We start from the raw sequence: 20,142 nt of genomic DNA, 5'->3' as shown, positions 1-20,142 counted from the left end.
CTTGGGCGGCTTTTTCATTTCTTGGCCGATTTGGCGATGAAGGCCTGCAGCGCCTTCTGGAATACCGGTGCGGACACGCTCATATTGTCTTCCAGTTTGCGGCGGGCGGCGGGTGGAGCCGAGCTTTGAACTGCGACGATGGTGGCCTGGCCCTTGGCGTCGATGATGAAGATCGGCGAGCCGCTATTGCCCTCCAGCGTGTCGCAGCGATGGGTGAGGCGGCCGTCGCCGCGCAGCGCGGTAGCCTTGCAGCCATGATGGGCGCGCAGATGGCGCTGATCGTCTACCGGGTAGCCGCCCTGGGTGATGGTCCAGTTCTGTCTGGACAGCAGCGTTTTCAATGCCTGGGCGTCGCCGGAGAATACCGGCACCGTGCCCTGGCTGTTGCCCAGCGGCGTGGCCAGCCGCACGAAGGCGAAGTCGCGCGGCGCGATGCGCGGCGGGATGTACAAGCCGTCGCGTTTGCGGATCAGGCCTTTGAGGAAGGCTTTGTCCACCTGCACTTCCTTGATGCGGCTGAGCGCCGTGTATTCGTCGCCCCACAGGCCGACGGTGAAGCTGGTGGCGGGGTCGAAACGGCCCTTCTCGTCGACGAAGCAGTGGCCGGCGGTCAACACCACGTCCGGGGCGACCAGGGTGCCGGTACAGATGGTGCGGGAACGGGTTTCCAGCTGGCCCACGCTGCGCCAGGGCGCGCGTTCGGGCTTTTCCAGCACGCGGTCATCCTTGCCGAAGAACAGGATCTTGTGCTCTTTGCTGAGCGGCGCGGAATGGGCGAGGGCAGGGATCAGGGCGAGGCAGAGGGCAATGCGCGGCAGCTTCATCGTGGTGGCACCTGGAAATGGAAACGGGGCGCCGAAGCGCCCCGTGCAATGCTATGCCGCTGAGTGATCAGACGGCGTCGGCACTGGAATTACTTGGCAGCGGAAGCGGCCTTCTTCTTACCGGCTTTCTTGGCCGGAGCGGAAGCTTCTTTCTTGGCAGCTTGAGCCTTTTGAGCAGCGGAAGCTTCTTTCTTGGCTACGTGCTTTTTGGCGTGCTTGTGGGCAACCTTCTTAGCCGGAGCGGAAGCGTCGGCCTTGGCGGCTTGGGCTTTCTGAGCAGCGGAAGCTTCTTTCTTGGCAGCGTGCTTCTTAGCGTGGTGCTTGTGAGCCTTCTTGGCCTTCGGAGCGGAAGCGTCGGCCTTGGCGGCTTGGGCTTTCTGAGCGGAGGCTTCTTTCTTGGCTACGTGCTTCTTGGCCTTCTTGGCCTTCGGAGCGGAAGCGTCGGCCTTGGCGGCTTGGGCTTTTTGAGCAGCGGAAGCTTCTTTCTTGGCAGCGTGCTTCTTAGCGTGGTGCTTGTGAGCCTTCTTGGCCTTCGGAGCGGATGCGTCGGCCTTAGCGGCTTGGGCTTTCTGAGCGGAGGCTTCTTTCTTGGCTACGTGCTTCTTGGCCTTCTTGGCCTTCGGAGCGGAAGCGTCGGCCTTGGCGGCTTGGGCTTTTTGAGCAGCGGAAGCTTCTTTCTTGGCAGCGTGCTTCTTAGCAGCGTGCTTGTGAGCCTTCTTGGCCTTCGGAGCGGAAGCGTCGGCCTTGGCGGCTTGAGCCTTCTGAGCGGAAGCGTCCTTCTTGGCTACGTGCTTCTTGGCCTTCTTGGCCTTCGGAGCGGAAGCGTCAGCCTTGGCGGCTTGAGCTTTTTGAGCGGAAGCTACTTTTTTCTTTTCGGCCTTCTTGGCCTTGTGGATTGCCGGAGCGGAAGCGGCGGCCTTTTCAGCGGCGAAGCCGTTAGCGGACACCAGGCTGAAAGCAGCGGTCAGGGCGAGCAGAGCCAGCTTTTTCATTTACGAAACTCCTAAGTTTCTTTCGATTGGGTTGAAACGGACCCGAAGAAGTCCTAATTCAGGGCGAATGCTATCGGTGGCAAGATGTAGCGTCTAGGGCAGGCATGTATCTCAATGTTACAAAATGTACATTAAGCTGTCGGCCAGCGAAGCAGAAAGCGCGCGCCGCCCATCGGCGAACTTTCCACCTTGATGCTGCCCCGGTGGGCGCGGGCGATGCCGGCGACGATGGCCAGCCCCAGCCCGTGGCCGCCGGTCTTGCGGCCGCGGCTTTCATCCAGCCGGATGAAGGGGTCGAACACCCGCTCGCGGTCTTCCTCCGGGATGCCGGGGCCGTCATCGTCGACGATGATGCAGCATTGCTGCTTGTCGACCAGGATGTGGGTGGCGACGACCGCGTTGGCGTGGCGGCGGGCGTTGGACAGCAGGTTGTCCAGCGCGCGGGTGATCAGGTGTTCGTCGGCGGTGATGGTGAGCTCTTCGCCGGCCGGTTCGATCCAGTGGATTTCCTGCGCCAGCGCCGCCTGGCCGGCGATGCGGTCGCGCGCCCAGGGCAGCGCGTTGAAGCTGCTCAGGGTCAGCGGCGCTTCCGGCCGGTCCAGCCGGGCGTGGAACAACAGCTCCTCCACCAGCTTGTCGATGGCGGTGAGGTCGCGCTCTATGGCTTGCCGCTCCGGCGCTTCTTCATCTCCCTCCAGCAGCGCCAGCCGGTAGCGCAGCCGCGCCAGCGGCGTGCGCAGCTCGTGGGCGACGGCGTTGGTCAGCGTCTTCTTGCTGTTGATCAGCGCGCCGATATTGTCGGCCATGTGATTGAAGGCGACGCCGAGATGGTGGACGCCCGAATGCGGCGGCAGGTCGACGCGGGCGGACAGGTCGCCGTTGGCCAGCAGGCCGGCGGTGCGTTCCAGCGCCACCAGGTCGCGCCAGTGGGGGCGCATCCACAGGAACACCGGAATCGCCAGCGACAGGCCCAAGAGGCCCAGCAACGCGTAGTCGAACCACTTGAGCCGGTGCAGGAAGAACAGGTAGCGCAGCGGGCCGGCCACTAATAGATAGTTGCTGTCCTGCAGCTTCTGCAGGAACAGGTATTTGTCCTCCAGCATCACGATTTCGCCGCGGTCGAGCGCCTCTCTCGATTCTTCGTCGAGGATGTAGTTGCTCATCTTCTCCACCTTCACGCGGAAGGTGAAGCCGTAGTCGGCGTTGGCCAGGGTCTCGCTCCAGCGATCTTCCGGCACGCCGCGCAGGTCGGCCTCGATCAGCGACAGCGTGGTGCGCAGCAGATCGGCCAGATAGCGTTCGCCGACGTCGTCGACAGCCTGCTTGTACACCACGCCGACCATCACCACCGCGACCAGGAAGCAGGCCATCAGCAGCAGGTAGAACTGGACGAAAAGGCGGCGCATCCGCGCTTACTCCCAGCCGGACAGCGAGAACAGGTAACCGCGGTTGCGCACGGTCTTGATGCGGAACGGCTCGCTGGGGTTGTCGCCCAGCTTCTTGCGCAGGCGCGAGATGGCCACGTCGATGCTGCGGTCCAGGCCGTCGTAATCGACGCCGCGCATTTCCTTCAGCAGCAGGTCGCGGTTCAGGGTTTCGCCGGCGTGGCTGGCCAAGAGCCACAGCAGGTCGAAGTCGGAGGTGGACAGCGGGATCTTCTCGCCGGCCAGCACCACGTCGCGGCTGACCGGGTCGATCGACAGCTGGCCGAACACCGCCTTGCGCGAACCCTTGGCCGGCAGCGCCTCGGCGGGCTGGGCCGGTCGCAGATTGCGCAGCTGCGCGCGCAGCCGGGCCACCAGCACAGACGGCGGCGTGGTTTTCAGGATGTAGTCGTTGGCGCCCAGCTCCAGGCCCAGGATCTGGTTCATGTCGCTGTCCAGCGAGGTCAGCATGATGATGGGGCCGTCGAATTTGGGCCGCAGCTCGCGGCAGATCGACAGGCCGTCCTTGCCCGGCAGCATGATGTCCAGCAGCACCATGTCCGGCGCTTCGCGGGCGATGGTGTCCAGCGCGGCGTCGCCGCGCGGCTCGATCACCACTTCCATTTCGTGGCGGGACAGGAAATCGCTGATCAGTTCGGCGAGGTCGGCGTCGTCTTCGACGAATACGATGCGATGGGTCATGCGGGTATCCATGCGGTTGATTGGCGGTTTGCCGGCAAGTATCTCGCGCCGGGGGCCGCGGCTCAAGTGCGGACAACCGCTCAGGCGGGCTCCCGGCCGGGCAGGAACAGCGGATTGAAGCCGATGCGCGCGAAACCGGCCTCGCCGGCCAGCAGGTCCAGCGCCAGGCTGGCCAGGTCGTCGGCGCCGGCCTCCGCGCCGGCGTCCAGCAGCAGGGAAATCTGCTTGAGCGCGCCATGGCATTCGCCGCAAGCCTCCACTTCTCGCGCGCTTCGCTCCTGGTGCGGCTGCTGGTGGTCGGGCGCGGCGGGAACGTGGTCCTGCGCCGCCAGCGAGTAATAGCTGAGATCGCGGCTGTTGCCGCAGGACAGGCAGCGCACCCGGCCTACCGGCCAGGCATGGCTGCACATCGAGCACACCACGTAGCGCTGGGCATGGCCGCTGTCGCCGCGCAGCAGCTGCGAGGCCAGCGGCAGGCCGCCGCAGCATGGGCAGCGCGCTTCCTGGCTTTGCGGCTCGGGCAGCGGGCGCTGGCGGATGCTGCGGGTGGCCTGAGCCTGCAAGGCTGCGCCCAGCAGCGGCAGCGCGGCGAACAAGGGGCCGTCGGCTGGATAGTCGCCGTTGATCAGATGCTCGGCCAGCCGGCTGAGTGCGGCGGCGTCCAGCGCCAGCAGGGCATCAAGACTGGCCTGGACGGGGGCGGGCAGCTGCGGCGCCAGCGCCTGGGCCAGTTTTTCCAGCGCGGCGCGCGGATCGAGCCGGGACGCGTCGTGCAAGGCTTGCTGCTGTTGGCAGATGGCGGCGCACAGCCGCAGAAAATCGGCCATCGCGTGGCCGTCGGCCAATTGCAGCAGCCGCGCGGCGCGGCGGGCGAAGATGTCGGTCGACGGCCGCAGCACGGCCGGGCTCATCAGCGGGGCGTCGCCGGCGCGGATCTGTTCGGCTGGCAGGATGGGTTGGGTGGGGGTCATGGTTGGTCGCGGCGATTTATTTTGAGAGTAGCCTAGCGTATTGAGACAGTATCTGGGTTGTGTCCGCTGCGCGGACGATATTTAGGTGGCGGTTCCGCTCGCCGGACGGGCCAGGGGCTGTGCGGCCAGCCCTGTCGCTGAGCGAATCGAAGATTCGCACGCAGAGGCGATCCCCGGCCGCCCCTGCAGCCCGCGAAACCCCGCTCAAAAAGCGGTTGGCAAGGCGCCGCCGAAACTAGCCGCGCGCTAGCGTCGCGCGGCGTCGAACAAATCGGCGGCTTAAAACCTTGCCAGCCGCTTTCTGGGCGGCGCGTGCTGAAGGGGATGATGGTCGCGCCGTTGTCCAGGCGCTCATGCGGCCAAGCGCTAAGGCCCGCCTGCCATTGCCGGATCATGATCCTATTTCTTCCCCGTCATTTCCTTATACCAGCCTGGATGATGCTTCTTGGCCCAGGCATGGGTGACCACCCCCTCCACCATCGCCCGTATCGTGCCCTTCACCCACAGCGCGGCGTAGACGTGAACGATGATGCTGGCGATCAGCGCGGTGGCGGCCCAGGCGTGCAGCAACAGGGCGAGGCGGATCACCGGGATGGGGAAATAGCCGGAAAAGTACTGTCGCCAGGCGATCAGGCCGGTGACCAGCATGGTGGCCACGCACAGGGTCATGATCCAGAACATCGCCTTCTGGCCGCCGTTGTACTTGCCCACCTCCACCGTCTCATGGCCGCGCAGCACGTCCTTCACCGCCATCATCCATTTGATGTCCTGGCCGTTGACCAGATTGCGCCGCCAGTAGCGGAAAAACTGGACGAAAAAGCCGACGAACATCAGCACGCCGACGAAGGGGTGCACCATGCGCGCCAGCTGCGGGGTGCCGAACACGCCGGTCAGCCAGAAGAAGGCCGGGTAGAACAGCGCCAAGCCGGACAGCGCCAGCAGCACGAAGCAGATGGCGACGATCCAGTGGTTGATCCGTTCGGCGGCGCTGTAGCGCTGCAGCAGCTTTTCCTTCATCGCTTGTCCTCCTCGCGGGTTTCGCTTTCCTCGTCATCGGCGCGGTTGGGGCCGACGGTGATGTAGTGCAGGAAGCCGAACAGGCCGGCGGCGGCGATGCCTATCGTCGCCAGCGGCTTGAGCAGGCCTTTCCACAGCTGCACGGTGGGGCTGATTTCCGGGTTATTGGGCAAGCCGGAATACTGCTCCGGCTTGTCGGCGTGGTGCAGCACGTACATCACGTGGGTGCCGCCCACGCCTTGCGGGTCGTACAGGCCGGCGTGTTGATAACCGCGCCGCTGCAAGTCGGCCACCCGTTCCGCCGCCACTTCCTTCATGTCTTCCTTGGAGCCGAACTGGATGGCTCCGGTGGGACAGGTCTTGACGCAGGCGGGCTCAAGGCCGACGGCGACGCGGTCCGAGCACAGCGTGCATTTGTAGGCCTTGTTGTCTTCCTTGCTGATGCGCGGAATGTCGAACGGACAGCCGGCGATGCAGTAGCCGCAGCCTATGCAGTTTTCCTGGTGGAAGTCGACGATGCCGTTGCTGTACTGGACGATGGCGCCCGGCGACGGACAGGCTTTCAGACAGCCGGGGTCGGCGCAGTGCATGCAGCCGTCCTTGCGGATCAGCCACTCCAGCTTGCCGTTGCTTTCCTCCTCGGCGAAGCGCATCACCGTCCAGGCTTTGGCGGACAGGTCGGTGGGGTTGTCGTAGACGCCGATGTTATGGCCGACCTCCTCGCGGATGTCGTTCCATTCGGAACAGGCTACCTGGCAGGCCTTGCAGCCGATGCAGGTGGAGGTGTCGATCAGCTTGGCCACTTCCAGCGTCTGGCGGACCTTGGGGCTTTCGGTCGGGCTGGCGGAGCGGCGGTGGATATCCAGGGATTGCAATGGCATGAGCCGGGCTCCTTACAGTTTTTCCAGCTTGACCAGGAAGGCCTTGTACTCGGGCGTCTGGGTGTTGCAGTCGCCCACGGCCGGCGGCAGCGAGTTGGTCAGATAGCCTGGCCGCGCCACGCCTTCCCATCCCCAGTGCAGCGGGATGCCGATCTGGTGCACGGTCTGGCCGTTGACCTTCAGCGCCATCAAGCGCTTGGTCACCACCGCCTTGGCCTTGACGAAGCCGCGGTTGGAGCTGACCTTGACCATGTCGCCCTGGACGATGCCTTTTTCGCGGGCCAAGGCTTCGCCGATCTCGACGAATTGCTCGGGCTGGGCGATGGCGCTCAAGAGCACCGACTTGGTCCAGAACTGGAAATGCTCGGTCAGGCGGTAAGTCGTCCCGACGTAGGGGAAGTCTTTATGCGTGCCCAGCCGCTTCTTGTCGCTGTCGAACAGCCGCACCGCCGGGCTGGAGACGACTTTGGGATGCAGCGGGTTGGTGCCGATCGGGCTCTCCATCGGCTCGTAGTGTTCGGGGAAGGGGCCGTCCACCAGCTTGTCGGCGCAGAACAGCCGGCCCACGCCTTCCGGGTTCATGATGAAGGGCATCATGCCGGAGTCTGGGGCGGCGTCGGCCTTGAAGTCCGGCACGTCGCCGCCCACCCATTTGTCGCCGTTCCAGCTGATCAGCTTGCGCTTCGGGTCCCACGGCTTGCCGGACGGATCACAGGAGGCGCGGTTGTAAAGGATGCGGCGGTTGGCCGGCCACGACCACGACCAGCCCGGCGTGTTGCCAAGGCCGGTGTCGGTGTTGTCTCGGCGCGCCATCTGGTTGCCGGCCTGCGGCCAGCAGCCGGAGAAGATCCAACAGGCGCAGGCGGTGCGGCCGTCGTCCTGCAGCACGGCGAAGCCGGGAATCTGCTCGCCCTTCTTCACCAAGGTCTTGCTCGGGTCGGCCGGGTCCGGCAGATCGGCCAGCGCCTTGCCGTTCATTTCCATCGCCAGCTCGCTCGGCGTCGGGGCCTTGGGGTTGCGGTAGTTCCAGTTCACTTTCAGGATGGGGTCGGCCAGCTTGCCGCCTTCCTTGCGGTAAAGATCGCGGATGGCGACGAACAACTCGCCGATGATCTCGTTGTCGCCCCTGGCCAGGCCCGGCGGCTCAGCGCCTTTCCAATGCCATTGCAGCCAGCGCGCGGAGTTGACGATGGAGCCGTCCTCCTCGGCGAAACAGGTGGACGGCAGCCGGAATACCGTGGTTTGGATCTTGGCCGGGTCGACGTCGTGCGCTTCGCCGTGGTTCTGCCAGAAGGTGGAGGTCTCGGTGGCGATCGGGTCGATGATCACCATGTACTTGAGCTTGGAGAAGGCCTCGGTCACCTTGGCGGCGTCCGGGAAGCTGGCTAGTGGATTGAAGCCCTGCACGATGAAGCCGTTCATCTTGCCCTGGTACATCAGCTCGGCCATGTGCAGCACGTCGTACATCTTGTCCCACTTGGGTAGCCAGTCGTAGCCCCAGTCGTTTTCCTTGCTCGCGTTGTCGCCCCACATCCATTTCATCAGGCTGACGAAGAACTTGGGCGTGTTGCTCCAGTAGTTGAACTGGTTCGCCTGCAGGGTCTTGGGCGTGGTCTTGGCGAGGTAAGCGGCCAGGTCGGGGTGGTCGGCTTCGCTTGGCAGCGTCAGGTAGCCGGGCAGGCTGGTGGACAGCAGGCCCAGATCGGACAGGCCCTGGATGTTGGAGTGGCCGCGCAGCGCGTTGACGCCGCCGCCGGGCATGCCGATGTTGCCCAGCAGCAATTGGATCATCGCCATGGTGCGGATGTTCTGCGAGCCGGTGGTGTGCTGGGTCCAGCCCAGCGCGTACAGGATGGTGCCGGCCTTGTCCGGGCGGGCGGTCTCGCCCAGTTCCTTGCACACCTGCAGAAAGCCGTCCACCGGCGTGCCGCAGATGTTGTTGACCACTTCCGGCGTGTAGCGCGAGTAGTGCTGCTTCAGCAGCTGCCACACGCAGCGCGGATGTTGTAGCGTGGGGTCGGTCTTGGCGTAGCCGTCGTCGCCCAGCTCGTAGTTCCAGCTGCTCTTGTCGTACTTGCCCTTGGCGGCGTCGTAGCCGGAGAACAGGCCTTCGTCGAAGCGATAGTCGTCGCGGACGATCAGCGCGGCGTTGGTGTAGGCCTTGACGTAGTCCCAGTGGATCTTGTCGTTCTTGATCAGCCAGTTGATCACGCCGCCCAGAAAGGCGATGTCGGAGCCGACGCGGATCGGCAGGTAGAGGTCGGACACCGAGGCGGTGCGGTTGTAGCGCGGATCGACCACGATCAACCGCGTGCCGCGCGTCTTCTTCGCCTCTATCGCCCACTTGAAGCCCACCGGGTGCGCCTCGGCGGCGTTGCCGCCCATCACCAAGATGAAGTCGGCGTTCTTGATGTCCACCCAGCTGTTGGTCATCGCGCCGCGGCCGAAGGTGGACGCCAGCGCGGACACGGTCGGGCCATGGCAGACGCGGGCCTGGGCGTCGGTGGCGACGATGCCCAGGCTGCGGATGAATTTCTGCGAGATGATGCCGGTTTCGTTGGAGCCGGCCGACGCGGTCAGCATCGCGGTGGACAGCCAGCGGTTGATCGGCACGCCGGCGGCATTTTTTTCGACGATATGCGCGTCGCGGTCATCTTTCATCAGCCGGGCGATGCGGGCAATCGCCTCGTCCCAGCTGACGCGTTTCCACTCGCTGCTGCCGGCCTCGCGCACTTCCGGGTATTTCAGCCGCTTGGGGCTGTGGATGAAGTCGAGCAGGCCGGCGCCCTTGGGACAGAGCGAGCCGCGGCTGACCGGATGGTCCGGGTCGCCCTCGATATGGTAGATCTCGCCGTGCGTGTTCTTGGCGCCGTCGCCCAGCCCGTACAGGATCAGGCCGCAGCCGACGGAGCAGTAGGTACAGGTGTTGCGGGTTTCGCGCGCGCCCATCAGCTTGAACTGCCTGACTTCGGCCAAGGCCAGCTGCGGCGCGAAGCCCATGGCGACCAGGCTGGATGCGCCCAGCTGAGCGGCGGTCAGCTTGAACAGCTGGCGTCGGGTGACTTGCATCGTCTTTCCTCCAGAGTACCCGCGCTACCGGAGGCGAACGGATAAACCAAGTGGATTTTATTTCTGAATCTTTATTCTTTTATGCTACTCCGATGAAGGGCTAATGACCACCTTGTTGACATGGCTTTTGCGGGGCAAGCCGGAACCTGGGGCGGGGAGGCTGCGCGATGAATGGCGCGAATGGAACCAGACCGCTGCGGTAAACCGGCTGGCGGCGGGGAGGTGTCCCGCCGGCCCGTCCTGTTATTTGTAGCAGTTTTATTACTATTTTCAGTTTATTGATTAAAACTATCAGTTTGGCGAATCATTGTGCCAGCCTCCGCCTAGCGCCTTGAGCAGACCGACGCTGGCTGCCAGTTGGCCGCCGCGCAGCTGCGCCAGTGTCCGTTGCGCCGCCAACTGGCTTTGACGGGCGCTCGCCAAAGCCAGCGCGCTGTCCAGGCCTTCGCGGTAGCGCAGCTGGCTGACGGCGTAGGCTTTGTCCTGATTGCGCACCGCCTCGTCCTGTTGGCGGCGCGCCTGATCCAGCCCGTGCAGCGAGCCCAGCGCGTCCTGGGTTTCCTGCACCGCCTGCAGCACGGTTTGGCGGTAGCTGGCCAGCGCGGCGCGGTAGCCGGCTTCGGCGTAGTCGACGCCGGCGCGGGTCTTGCCGTTGTCGAACAAGGTTTGCGTCGCCTGCAGACCGATGCCCCAGATCAGCGCCGGCGTGGAGAACAGATTGGCGAGGCCGGTCGATTCGCTGCCGATGTAGGCCGGAGCCAGCGTCAGTTGCGGGAAGTAGGCGGCCTTGGCGACGCCGATCTGGGCATTGGCGGCGGCCATCGCCCGCTCGGCGGAGGCGATGTCGGGCCGGCGCTGCAAGAGATCGCTGGGCGCGCCGCTCGGCAACGCCGGCAAGGCGGCGGGCAGTTGTCCTGGAGCAAGCCGGAAGGAGGCGGCCGGCGCGCCGCTGAGCGTGGCCAGCAGGTCTTCGCCCGCGCGGCGCTGGTTGAGCAGCAATTCGCGCTGGGCGCGGCTGGCGGCCACGGAAGCGGTCTGCTGCGCCTCGTCGCCGGCGGAGGCCAGGCCGGCCCGGTGGCGGACGCGGGTCAGATCCAGCACGCGCTGCTGCGCGTCCAGGATGCCGTCCAGCAGCCGGATTTCCTCGTCTTCTTGGCGCAGCTGCAGGTAGGCGCTGGCCAATTGGGCGGTCAGCAGCAGCTCGACGTTGGCGCGGTCGGCGGCGGCCTGCTCGGCGCTGGCGCGCGCGCTTTCGATGTCGCGCCGCACCCGGCCCAGCCAGTCGATCTCGTAGCTGACGCTGAGCATGGGTTTCAGATCGCTCTGCACCGTGCCGCTGTTGCCGGCGCCGTAGGCGGACTGGGGCCGGTCGGCGGAGACGCGGCTGCGCGATGCCGCCGCGCCCAGGCTGGCGGCGGGCAGCGCGGCGGCGCCGTGGACGCGGCTTTGCGCCTGGGCCTGGTCCAGCCTGGCCAGCGCCAGCTGCAGCGTCGGGCTGCGGTTTAGGGCGTCGGCCTCCAGCCGGTTCAAGTCCTCGTCGCCGAATATCCGCCACCAGTCGCGCTTGGGCAGCGCATCGGCGGGCGCGGCCGGCAGCCAGCCGGCGTCGCTTTTCCATTGCGCCGGCAATTCGCTGGCGGGGCGCTGGTAGTCGGGGCCGACGGCGCAGCCGCTCAAGGCGGCGGCGATCAGCAGAGAGAGCGCGCGCATCGGCTTACTCTCCCTCGGCCGGGGCCACGACGCTGACCAGTTGGCCGTCATTGATCGAGTCCGGCGGGTTGATGATCACCCGGTCGCTCGGCTTCAGGCCGGCGCGGATTTCCACTTCATGGCCGTAGTCGGTGCCGACAGCCACCGCTTGCAGATGGACCTTGCCGTCGGCGCCGGCCAGCGCGACGCGGGGGCCCTTGGCGCCGAACTGCAGGGTGTTGGTGGGCAAGGTCAGGCTGTCGCCGGCGGGCAGCTTGAACGAGGCGTCGACATACTGGCCGGGCATCAGGCCGTGGTCGGCGTTGGCTACCGTCACCTCCACCTGCAGCGTGCGGGTGGACGGATCGATGGCGCCGGCGGTGCGCGCCACCTTGCCGGAGACCGGATGACTGGGGGCCTCTTGGCGCGAGATGCGCACGGTTTGGCCGACGCGGATGTCGGCCGCGCGCGATTGCGGCACGTAGGCGTACAGATGCAGCTTGTCGATCTGCGCGGTGGCGAACAGCGCTTGCGCGCTGCCGCCGTTGCCGGCGTTGACCAGGCTGCCGGTGTCGATGTTGCGGCGGGTGACGATGCCGTCGAACGGCGCGACGACTCGGGCGAAGTCCTGCTGGTCGCGCAGCCGCTTCAACTCGGCCTCGGTTTGCTGGTAGGCGGCCTGCTTCTCGTCGAATTCCTGCTGCGACACCGCGTCCTGCGCGCGCAGCGCCTTCCAGCGCAGGTAGGCGGTTTTGGCCAGGCCGAAATTGGCTTGGGCTTCCTGCACCTGTTTGTCGATGTCGGGGATGTCCAGCTCGGCCAGCAGCTCGCCTTTCTTCACCGGCTGGCCGATGTCCTTGTACCAGCGTTTGATGTAGCCGTTGGTGCGGGCGTAAATCTGCGCCTCGGCCATGCCTTGCAGCGTGGCTGGCAGCGTCAGCATGGCTTCGCCGTGGCCCTGGCGCGGCGTGACCACGCTGACGGTGAGCGCCTCGTGGCGGGCGGCTTCGCGGGCCAGCGTCTCGGCGTCGGCGTGGCGGACCAGCAGCGTGCGGCCAAGGCCGATCAGCAGCAGCGCGACGGCGACGATGGCGGCGACGCGCGCCTTGCGCACCACCGCGCCGCGACGGGTGTGGTGCAGGTGGAGTTCGGGCAGGCCCTGGCGGTCATGGCGTGGGTCGGTCATTTCAAGCGTCCTGTGCGGGAGCCGCGGGGGCATCGGCTGCGTGTTGTTTGCGTTGAGCCAGGTAGCGGTGGAAGCTGGCGAACACCACCGGTACGAACAGCAGGGTGGATACGGTGGCGAACAGAAGGCCGCCGATCACGGCGCGGCCGAGCGGAGCGTTCTGCTCCGAGCCTTCGCCGATACCGATGGCCATCGGGATCATGCCGATGATCATCGCCAGCGCCGTCATCAGCACCGGCCGCAGCCGGGTGGCGCCGGCCTCCAGCGCCGCCGACAGCGGCGGCAGGCCGTCCTGCAGCCGATGCCGCGCGAACGACACCACCAGGATGCTGTTGGCGGTGGCCACGCCCATGGTCATGATGGCACCGGTCAGCGCCGGCACCGACAGGTCGGTGCCGGTGACGATCAGCATCCAGGCGATGCCGGCCAGCGCCGCCGGCAGCGCGCTGATGATGATGAAGGGGTCCAGCCAGGACTGGAAATTCACCACGATCAGCAGGTAGACCAGCGCGATGGCGCCGAGAATGCCGACGCCGAGGCCGATGTAGGACGAGCGCATCGTCTCCACCTGGCCGCGCAGCGCGACATGACTGCCCTTGGGCAGGCCGGCTTCTTCCTCGTTGATCACCTTCTGGATGGCCGAGGCCACCGAGCCCAAGTCGCGGCCGCGCGCGCTGGCGTAAATGTCGATAGACGGCAGGATGTTGTAGCGGGTGACGATGGCGGCTTCGCGGCCGGGCGCGGCGCTGACCAGATTGCCCAGCGTCTGCTCGCCGGCGCCGCGGCTGCCCGGCGCGTTGACCGGCAGCTGCAGCAGCTGGTCCATGCTGCCGATCCGGTACTGCGGCGCTTGCGCCTGCAGGTTGTAGACGATGCTGTTGGATGGATTGAGCCAGAACGCCGGCTGGGTTTGCTGGCTGCCGGACAGCGGCAGCAGCAGGTTCTGCGCGACGTCGAACGGCGCGATGCCCATGCCCTGCAAACGGGCGCGGTCCATGTTCAGCTTGATCGCCGGCGCGTCCAGCCGCTGGTGCACATGGACGTCGGCGGCGCCGGGAATCGCCTTGATCCGAGACAGCAGGCGGCCGGCGAAAGCGGCGTTGGCGGCGTAGTTCTTGCCGAAGATCTGCACGTCGATGGCGGCCGGCGAGCCGAAATTCAGGATCTGGGTGATGATGTCCGCCGGCTGGAAGAAGAATTCCACGCCGGGGAAGCGGCGCTCCAGCCTGGCCGGCAGCGCGGCGATGTAGTCGGCGCTCGGCTGGTGGCCGGGCTTCAGCGAGATCAGCACGTCGGTGTCCAGCGTGCCGATGGTGCCGGAGTTGCTGTACGACAGGTTGATGCCGCTATAGGGCAGGCCGATGTTGTCGATGATGGAGTCCAGCTCGCCCGGCGGGATTGCCTTGCGGATCTCGGCGTCCACCTGATCGGCCAGGACGGCGGTGTCCTCGATCCGGGTGCCGGTGGGCGCGCGCACGTGCAGCTTGATCTGGCCGGTGTCCATCTCGGGAAACAGGTCGCGGCCCAGCAGCAGATACAGGCCGCAGGAGGCCAGGCAGAAGCCGAGAAAGGCCGAGATGAAGCCTTTGCGGTGCGTCAGCAGGTGGCTGAGCAGGTGCACGTACCACTCGCGCAGCCGTTCGAAGCGGGCGTTGAAACCCTGGTGCACGCGGTGTATCCACGCCGACACGCGGCCGTCGTGGTGGCGATGGCCCATCAGCAGCAACGCCAGCGTCGGCACCAGCGTCCGCGACAGCACGTAGGAGGCCAGCATCGCGAACACCACCGCTTCGGCCATCGGCACGAACAAGTAACGCGCCACGCCTTCCAGGAAGAACATCGGCACGAAGACGATGCAGATGCACAGCGTGGAGACGAAGGCTGGAACGGCGATCTCGCCGGCGCCGTCCAGAATGGCGGTGTACAGCGGCGAGCCCATGTGCAGATGACGCTCGATGTTCTCAATGGTCACCGTGGCATCGTCCACCAGGATGCCCACCGCCAGCGCCAGGCCGCCCAGCGTCATCACATTGATGGTTTCGCCTATCATGTGCAGCGCGACGATGGACGAGAAGATCGACAGCGGGATGGAAACGGCGATGATGGAGGTGGTGCGCCAGTTGCCGAGGAACAGCAGCAGCATCACCGCGGTCAGCGCGGCGGCCACCAGCGCTTCGTGGATCACGCCTTCCACCGCCGTTGTCACGAAGATGGACTGGTCGGCCAGCAGGCTGACGCGCAGGTCCTTGGGCAGCAGAGGCAGCAGGCCGGGCAGCTTGTCCTTCAGATGGCCCACCACGTCCAGCGTCGACGCGCCGCCGTTCTTGTAGATGGACATCATCAGGCCGCGCTGGCCGTTCTGCTTGACGATATTGGTCTGCGGCGAGAAACCGTCGCGCACGTGCGCTACTTCGCGCAGGAAGACCGTGGCGCCGTTGGCCGACCGCACCGGGATGTCGTTCAGCCCGGCGATGGTGTCCGGCGAGCCGTTCAGCTCGACGTTGTACTCGGTGCCGCCGATCTTGGCGGTGCCGGACGGCAGAGCTAGGTTCTGGCTGTTGACCGCGTTGATCACGTCGGCCGGCGTCAGGCCCTTGGCGGCGATGGCGCGGGTGTCCAGGTCCACCGACAGCAGCCTCACCTTGCCGCCGTAGGGGTAGGGAATGGCGATGCCCGGTATCGTCACCAACTGCGGCCTGAGCGTATTGATGGCGGCGTCGAACACGTCCTGTTCCGACATCGATTTGCTGGCCAGGCCGATCTGGATCACCGGCACGCTGGACGCGGTGTACTTGATCACCAGCGGCGGCGTGGCGCCGGGCGGCATCTGCTTGACCACCGCCTGCGATACCGACACCACCTGGGCGATGGCGGTCTGGATGTTGACGTTGGGCTGGAAGAAGATCTTGATGATGGCGATGCCGGCCAGCGATTGCGACTCGATGTGCTCGATGTCGTTGACGGTGGTGGTCAGCACCCGCTCGTGGGTCTGGGTGATGCGGTCGGCCATCTGCTGCGGCGCCAGGCCGCCGTAGCCCCAGATCACGCTGATCACCGGGATGTCGATCTCCGGCAGCACGTCCACCGGCGTGCGCATGATCGCCAGCGGCGTGGCCAGCAGGATGACGATGGCCATCACGATGAAGGTATAGGGCCGTTTCAGGGCCGTTTCGACGATCCACATATTGGACGGTGCGTCCTCTCTTCAGATTGCCGCGCCCGGGCGGCGGATTTCCGGCGCGGAGGTCCCGGTCCGGGCGGCTCGGCGGCGCGGTTGTTGCGATCCGCGCCATGCCTTGTTGCAGCTTATGCCAGCTTGAAGGCGTGTTGTGGGCGGATCGTGCTGGGTTGCGATCGGGTTTTGTTAATGAGTGATGCGAGGCCGCCGCGCGCAGCGCGCTGGCATATTCGCCGCGTTCAAGCAGGATTAACTGGCCAGGCGGCTATGGCGTTGACACTTTTCGGCTGGGTAGTAAAAAAATAATCTACTTTACTATTTTAGCCAGTAGAAACCCCGCCGCGCGCAGGGCGGGGCGGGGTTGGAGACGGGCGGAAAGCGCGCTCAGGCGTGATGCTTGCGCGCGTAGCTGTTGAGCGAGACCACCCGGGTCTTGCCGATGCGGTGGCGGTAGATCTCGCGCAGGTAGCACACTGCTTTCTGCACGTGCTCGCGGGTCAGCCGGATGTCGTTGATGGACACGAACTTCTTGCTGTCGCGGATCAGCTCGCGGTACTTCTTCTCGTACATCGGCTTGATCGCGAACCAGTTGGTGTCGAGGATCTTGGCCGGGTTCTCGTACTCGTTCAGCAGCCGCTCCAGCACCGTTTCGTCGAAGGTGTCGGCGGTGATCAGGTCCAGAATCACGTTGTCCAGGCTGTCGTCGAAGCGATGATTGCCGTGGGCGAAGCAGCGCTTGATGTAGGCGACGATCAGCGTCAGGAAGTCGTCGCTCAGACAGGGGCTCTTGGCCACCAGCGTGGTCAGCGACAGATTGGTGGACGCGCCGATCACCAGCGCGTAGCGCTTCAGCGTGGTGCTGGGGAACAGGTCGTTCAGGTGGCGCTTCAGCCGGTTCAGGTCCAGGTAGGACAGCTTGTAGCCCTTGGGCAGCGACAGGATGGCCACCACCGACGAGCAGTTCTGGAAGAAGAACAGCTGGTTCAGCTTGTCGGCCGAGTAGCCGGACTGCTTGTAGTCGGCCAGCGCCGCGCGGTAGTTGGCCGACTCGATCGGCAACAGGCTGATGCCTTCTATCGCTTGGGTCTGCTGGTTGAAGTGCGGCAGGTCGATCGAACGGTAGAACAGATCGTCGATGTCCAGCTTGTTGACGAAGCCGTCCGAGCCCAGCGGATCGGACACCACCGATTCGGCGTAGGCCACCGCGACCGGGCCGGCCAGGCTCATGAACAGGTCGTTGGCGTCCAGCCGTATGGTTTCGCCCATGTCGATGCCGGCGCGCAGGAAGTAGTTTTCGTCGTAGTCGCTGGTGACGGCCTGCGCGGTCAGGATGTTGAAGATCTGCTGCGAGATGTACTGGTTGGCGTGGCGCTCCATCGCGTTGACGTCGAGATGCTCGATGTTGCCGCCTTCGCTCTCCTCGGCGTAGCGCATGATGTCGTTGGAGATCAGCATCATCGCGTTCCACGGCCGGATGCGGCGCATCACGCTCTCGGCGCCGGCCTCTTCGTTGTCGAAGTTGTAGGAGAAGTCCCACTCCTCGGACAGGTATTTGCACAGCAGCCGGCCGGCGTTGATGTGCAGCGCCTCCGAGCCCTCGGCGTGCTGGCCGGAGATGTTGGGCAGGATGCAGATGCCGCTGGTGAAGATGGGCTCGAACACGAAGCCGTAGTCGTCGCCCTGATCCCCCTTGCCCTCGTTGCGGGTCTCGAAGGTCTTGCTCATGTAGGCGTACTGCTGGGCCAGGCCGAATTCGGACGCCATGCCGGAGCCGGTGCCGCCGCCCGCGCTGAAGATGTAGAAATACAGCCGCGACTGGTTGGCCTTGATGCCGCAGGAGTCCACCAGATAGGAGTGGATCAGCGTCCAGTCCGGGTCGGAGAAGCTCAGCGTGTCCTTGTTGAGGATGATCTTGGCCAGGTACTGGCCCAGGATGGGCGCGTTGCCGGCGCCGCCGGCGTGGACCTCGGCCAGGTCCATGATCTTCAGCTTGTTGTAGTTGTTGATGAAGTCGCCCTGCTCGCCGCGGCGGGAGAAGCGAATGCGGCCCTTGATGTCCTTGTCCAGGTCGCCCAGCATCACCATCGGCTCGATCAGGAAGGCCGGCTTGGCCTCCTTGTGCTGCGACAGCAGGTTGCGGCGTATCCAGCGCCGCGGCCGCTGCTCCTGCTCGGGCGCGCTCTTGTCGTCCTGGTTGAACTCGTTCAGGTAGAACTTGCGCGCGTTGTACACCAGGGTGGCCACATCCAGCGCGATATTGGAGCCGCAACGGCCCAGGCCGATCAGGCAGACCGAGGGGAAGGGCTTTTCCGGCGGGCCGATCTGGCCGTCTTCGGCATCGCGGGTGAAGGCCATGCCGCGCAGCGTGTCCAGATGTTGCAGGATGCGGTTGGTGTCGTGCTCGATGAAGTATTGATACAACCCGTTCTGGCCACGCTCATTCAGATTCAGCAATTGGCGCGTGGTGGCTGCCTGCGGGGTGGCGGGAGCCGGCTCGTCGGGGGTTGTCGGGGGATTCGAGGACTGGTCGTACATAGATTGCATGATCATCCATTCTCTCTTCAAGGTTACCCTTGGTTCGGGCGGCCGGGCCGAAGCGGCCGGCCGTTCCTGTCAGCAGCGTGCTTATGGTGTTTTGGTGTTATTCACATTCCATTGTCAGGTCCAATTGGCATTTTGACCACTAAATTCTGTGTAATGGATGGCGGGGGAAAGGCAAGGTGCGGCTAACTTGCCGCAATGGCGGGGCGTTGACGGGGGGCGGAAAGAAAAACGCCGCCCGGAAGGGCGGCGCTGAGGGATGCGGCGGGGAGGGCGCTCAGATGCGGCGCGCCAGTTCCTCGGCCTTGCCCAGGTAGTTGGACGGGGTCATTTCCAGCAGGCTGGCCTTGACCGGGTCCGGCAGCTCCAGGCTGCGGATGAAGGCGTGCAGCGTTTCGCGGGTGATGCCGCCCTTGCCGCGGGTCAGCTCTTTCAGCTGCTCGTACGGGTTGGCGATGCCGTAGCGGCGCATCACGGTCTGCACCGGCTCGGCCAGCAGCTCCCAGGCGCCGTCCAGTTCGGCGGCTATCAGGGCCGGATTGATCTCCAGCTTGTTCAGGCCCTTCAGGCAGGACTTCAGACCCAGGATGGTGTAGCCGAAGCCGACGCCCATATTGCGCAGCACGGTGGAGTCGGTCAGGTCGCGCTGCCAGCGGGAGATCGGCAGCTTCTCCGCCAGATGGCCCATGATGGCGTTGGCCATGCCCAGATTGCCTTCGGAGTTTTCGAAGTCGATCGGGTTGACCTTGTGCGGCATGGTGGAGCTGCCCACTTCGTCCTTCTTCACTTTCTGCTTGAAGTAGCCCAGCGAGATGTAGCCCCAGATGTCGCGGTTCAGGTCGATCAGGATGGTGTTGACGCGCATCGCCACCTGGTACAGCTCGGCCATGTAGTCGTGCGGCTCGATCTGGATGGTGTACGGATTGAAGGTGATGCCGAGGCCGGTGACGAAGCGGCCGCACAGGCTTTCCCAGTCGATGTCCGGATAGGCGGCCAGGTGGGCGTTGTAGTTGCCGACCGCGCCGTTGATCTTGCCCAGGATTTCCTGGTGCACCAGCTGCTCGCGCTGGCGCTTCAGGCGGTAGACGGCGTTGGCCAGTTCCTTGCCCATCGTCGACGGCGTGGCCGGCTGGCCGTGGGTGCGGCACATCATCGGCGTGTCGGCCAGCTCATGCGACAGCTTTTGCAGCTTGTGGATCACCTCGTCCAGCATCGGCAGCAGCACGGTGTTGCGCGCGGTCTTCAGCATCAGCGCGTGGCTGAGGTTGTTGATGTCCTCGGAGGTGCAGGCGAAGTGGATGAATTCGCTGGCGGCCATCACTTCCGGATTGCCGGACAGGCGCTCTTTCAGCCAGTACTCGATCGCCTTGACGTCGTGGTTGGTGCGGACCTCGATCGCCTTCACCTCTTCGCCGTGCTCGACGCTGAAATTGGCGATCACGTCGTCGATCTCGCGGATGGTGGCGTCGGAGAACGGTTTGACCTCTTCGATGCCCGGCTCGGCGGCCAGCATCTTCAGCCATTCCAGTTCCACCTTGACGCGGCACTTCATCAAGCCGAATTCGGAGAACAGGTTGCGCAGGCCTTCCACTTGGGCGGCGTAGCGGCCATCCAGCGGGGAGAGGGCGGTCAACGTAGTCAGATTCATGCTGAGTATTTCCAAACGTG

Annotated in this window: 13 protein-coding genes; all 13 read right to left on the bottom strand. The window is 65.1% G+C overall.

Annotation, left to right across the window (positions count from 1 at the left end; translation table 11 throughout):
- Window positions 1-14: 14 nt before the first annotated feature.
- Window positions 15-824 carry a trypsin-like serine peptidase gene (locus VA599_RS04425; RefSeq protein ID WP_346787763.1) on the bottom strand — a complete coding sequence of 270 codons (810 nt, stop codon included), beginning with the start codon at window positions 822-824 and terminating at the stop codon, window positions 15-17.
- An 89-nt stretch (window positions 825-913) separates the two neighbouring features.
- Entirely contained in the window at window positions 914-1,816 is a 903-nt protein-coding gene (locus VA599_RS04420) for a hypothetical protein (protein ID WP_346787762.1), read from the bottom strand.
- A gap of 131 nt (window positions 1,817-1,947) precedes the next feature.
- Window positions 1,948-3,222 (bottom strand): two-component system sensor histidine kinase RstB, encoded by a 1,275-nt coding sequence (gene rstB / locus VA599_RS04415; RefSeq protein WP_031295477.1) that lies wholly within the window; start codon window positions 3,220-3,222, stop codon window positions 1,948-1,950.
- A gap of 6 nt (window positions 3,223-3,228) precedes the next feature.
- Window positions 3,229-3,942: a two-component system response regulator RstA gene (gene rstA, locus VA599_RS04410; RefSeq protein WP_021475312.1), complete on the bottom strand. Its 714-nt coding sequence runs from the start codon at window positions 3,940-3,942 to the stop codon at window positions 3,229-3,231.
- An 80-nt stretch (window positions 3,943-4,022) separates the two neighbouring features.
- A complete protein-coding gene (gene fdhE, locus VA599_RS04405; RefSeq protein ID WP_346787761.1) occupies window positions 4,023-4,913 on the bottom strand; it encodes a formate dehydrogenase accessory protein FdhE domain-containing protein in 891 nt (296 codons plus the stop codon).
- Window positions 4,914-5,312: 399 nt separating this feature from the next.
- On the bottom strand, window positions 5,313-5,930 hold the full coding sequence (locus VA599_RS04400) for a formate dehydrogenase subunit gamma (protein WP_231150956.1): 618 nt from the start codon (window positions 5,928-5,930) through the stop codon (window positions 5,313-5,315).
- Window positions 5,927-6,811 (bottom strand): formate dehydrogenase subunit beta, encoded by an 885-nt coding sequence (gene fdxH / locus VA599_RS04395; protein ID WP_346787760.1) that lies wholly within the window; start codon window positions 6,809-6,811, stop codon window positions 5,927-5,929. The genes VA599_RS04400 and fdxH overlap by 4 nt, the downstream gene beginning before the upstream one ends.
- A 12-nt stretch (window positions 6,812-6,823) precedes the next feature.
- Window positions 6,824-9,880 carry a formate dehydrogenase-N subunit alpha gene (fdnG, locus tag VA599_RS04390; RefSeq protein WP_346787759.1) on the bottom strand — a complete coding sequence of 1,019 codons (3,057 nt, stop codon included), beginning with the start codon at window positions 9,878-9,880 and terminating at the stop codon, window positions 6,824-6,826.
- A 291-nt stretch (window positions 9,881-10,171) separates the two neighbouring features.
- The gene (locus VA599_RS04385) at window positions 10,172-11,590 is read right to left on the bottom strand and encodes an efflux transporter outer membrane subunit (protein ID WP_346787758.1); all 1,419 of its coding nucleotides are present in this window, start codon (window positions 11,588-11,590) and stop codon (window positions 10,172-10,174) included.
- Between the two features lie 4 nt (window positions 11,591-11,594).
- Window positions 11,595-12,755 carry an efflux RND transporter periplasmic adaptor subunit gene (locus VA599_RS04380; RefSeq protein ID WP_346787757.1) on the bottom strand — a complete coding sequence of 387 codons (1,161 nt, stop codon included), beginning with the start codon at window positions 12,753-12,755 and terminating at the stop codon, window positions 11,595-11,597.
- A 1-nt stretch (window position 12,756) separates the two neighbouring features.
- Window positions 12,757-15,939 (bottom strand): efflux RND transporter permease subunit, encoded by a 3,183-nt coding sequence (locus VA599_RS04375; protein WP_346787756.1) that lies wholly within the window; start codon window positions 15,937-15,939, stop codon window positions 12,757-12,759.
- A gap of 378 nt (window positions 15,940-16,317) precedes the next feature.
- A complete protein-coding gene (locus VA599_RS04370; protein WP_046168360.1) occupies window positions 16,318-18,483 on the bottom strand; it encodes a hypothetical protein in 2,166 nt (721 codons plus the stop codon).
- A gap of 268 nt (window positions 18,484-18,751) precedes the next feature.
- Complete coding sequence (gene purB / locus VA599_RS04365; RefSeq protein WP_346787755.1) at window positions 18,752-20,122, bottom strand: adenylosuccinate lyase; 1,371 nt, start codon at window positions 20,120-20,122, stop codon at window positions 18,752-18,754.
- Window positions 20,123-20,142 lie beyond the last annotated feature (20 nt).

The sequence above is a fragment of the Chromobacterium indicum genome, assembly GCF_039708975.1.
Taxonomy (GTDB): Bacteria; Pseudomonadota; Gammaproteobacteria; order Burkholderiales; family Chromobacteriaceae; genus Chromobacterium; species Chromobacterium piscinae.
Note: the sequence above shows the minus strand (reverse complement) of the source record. Positions and strands in the feature narration are given on the sequence as shown.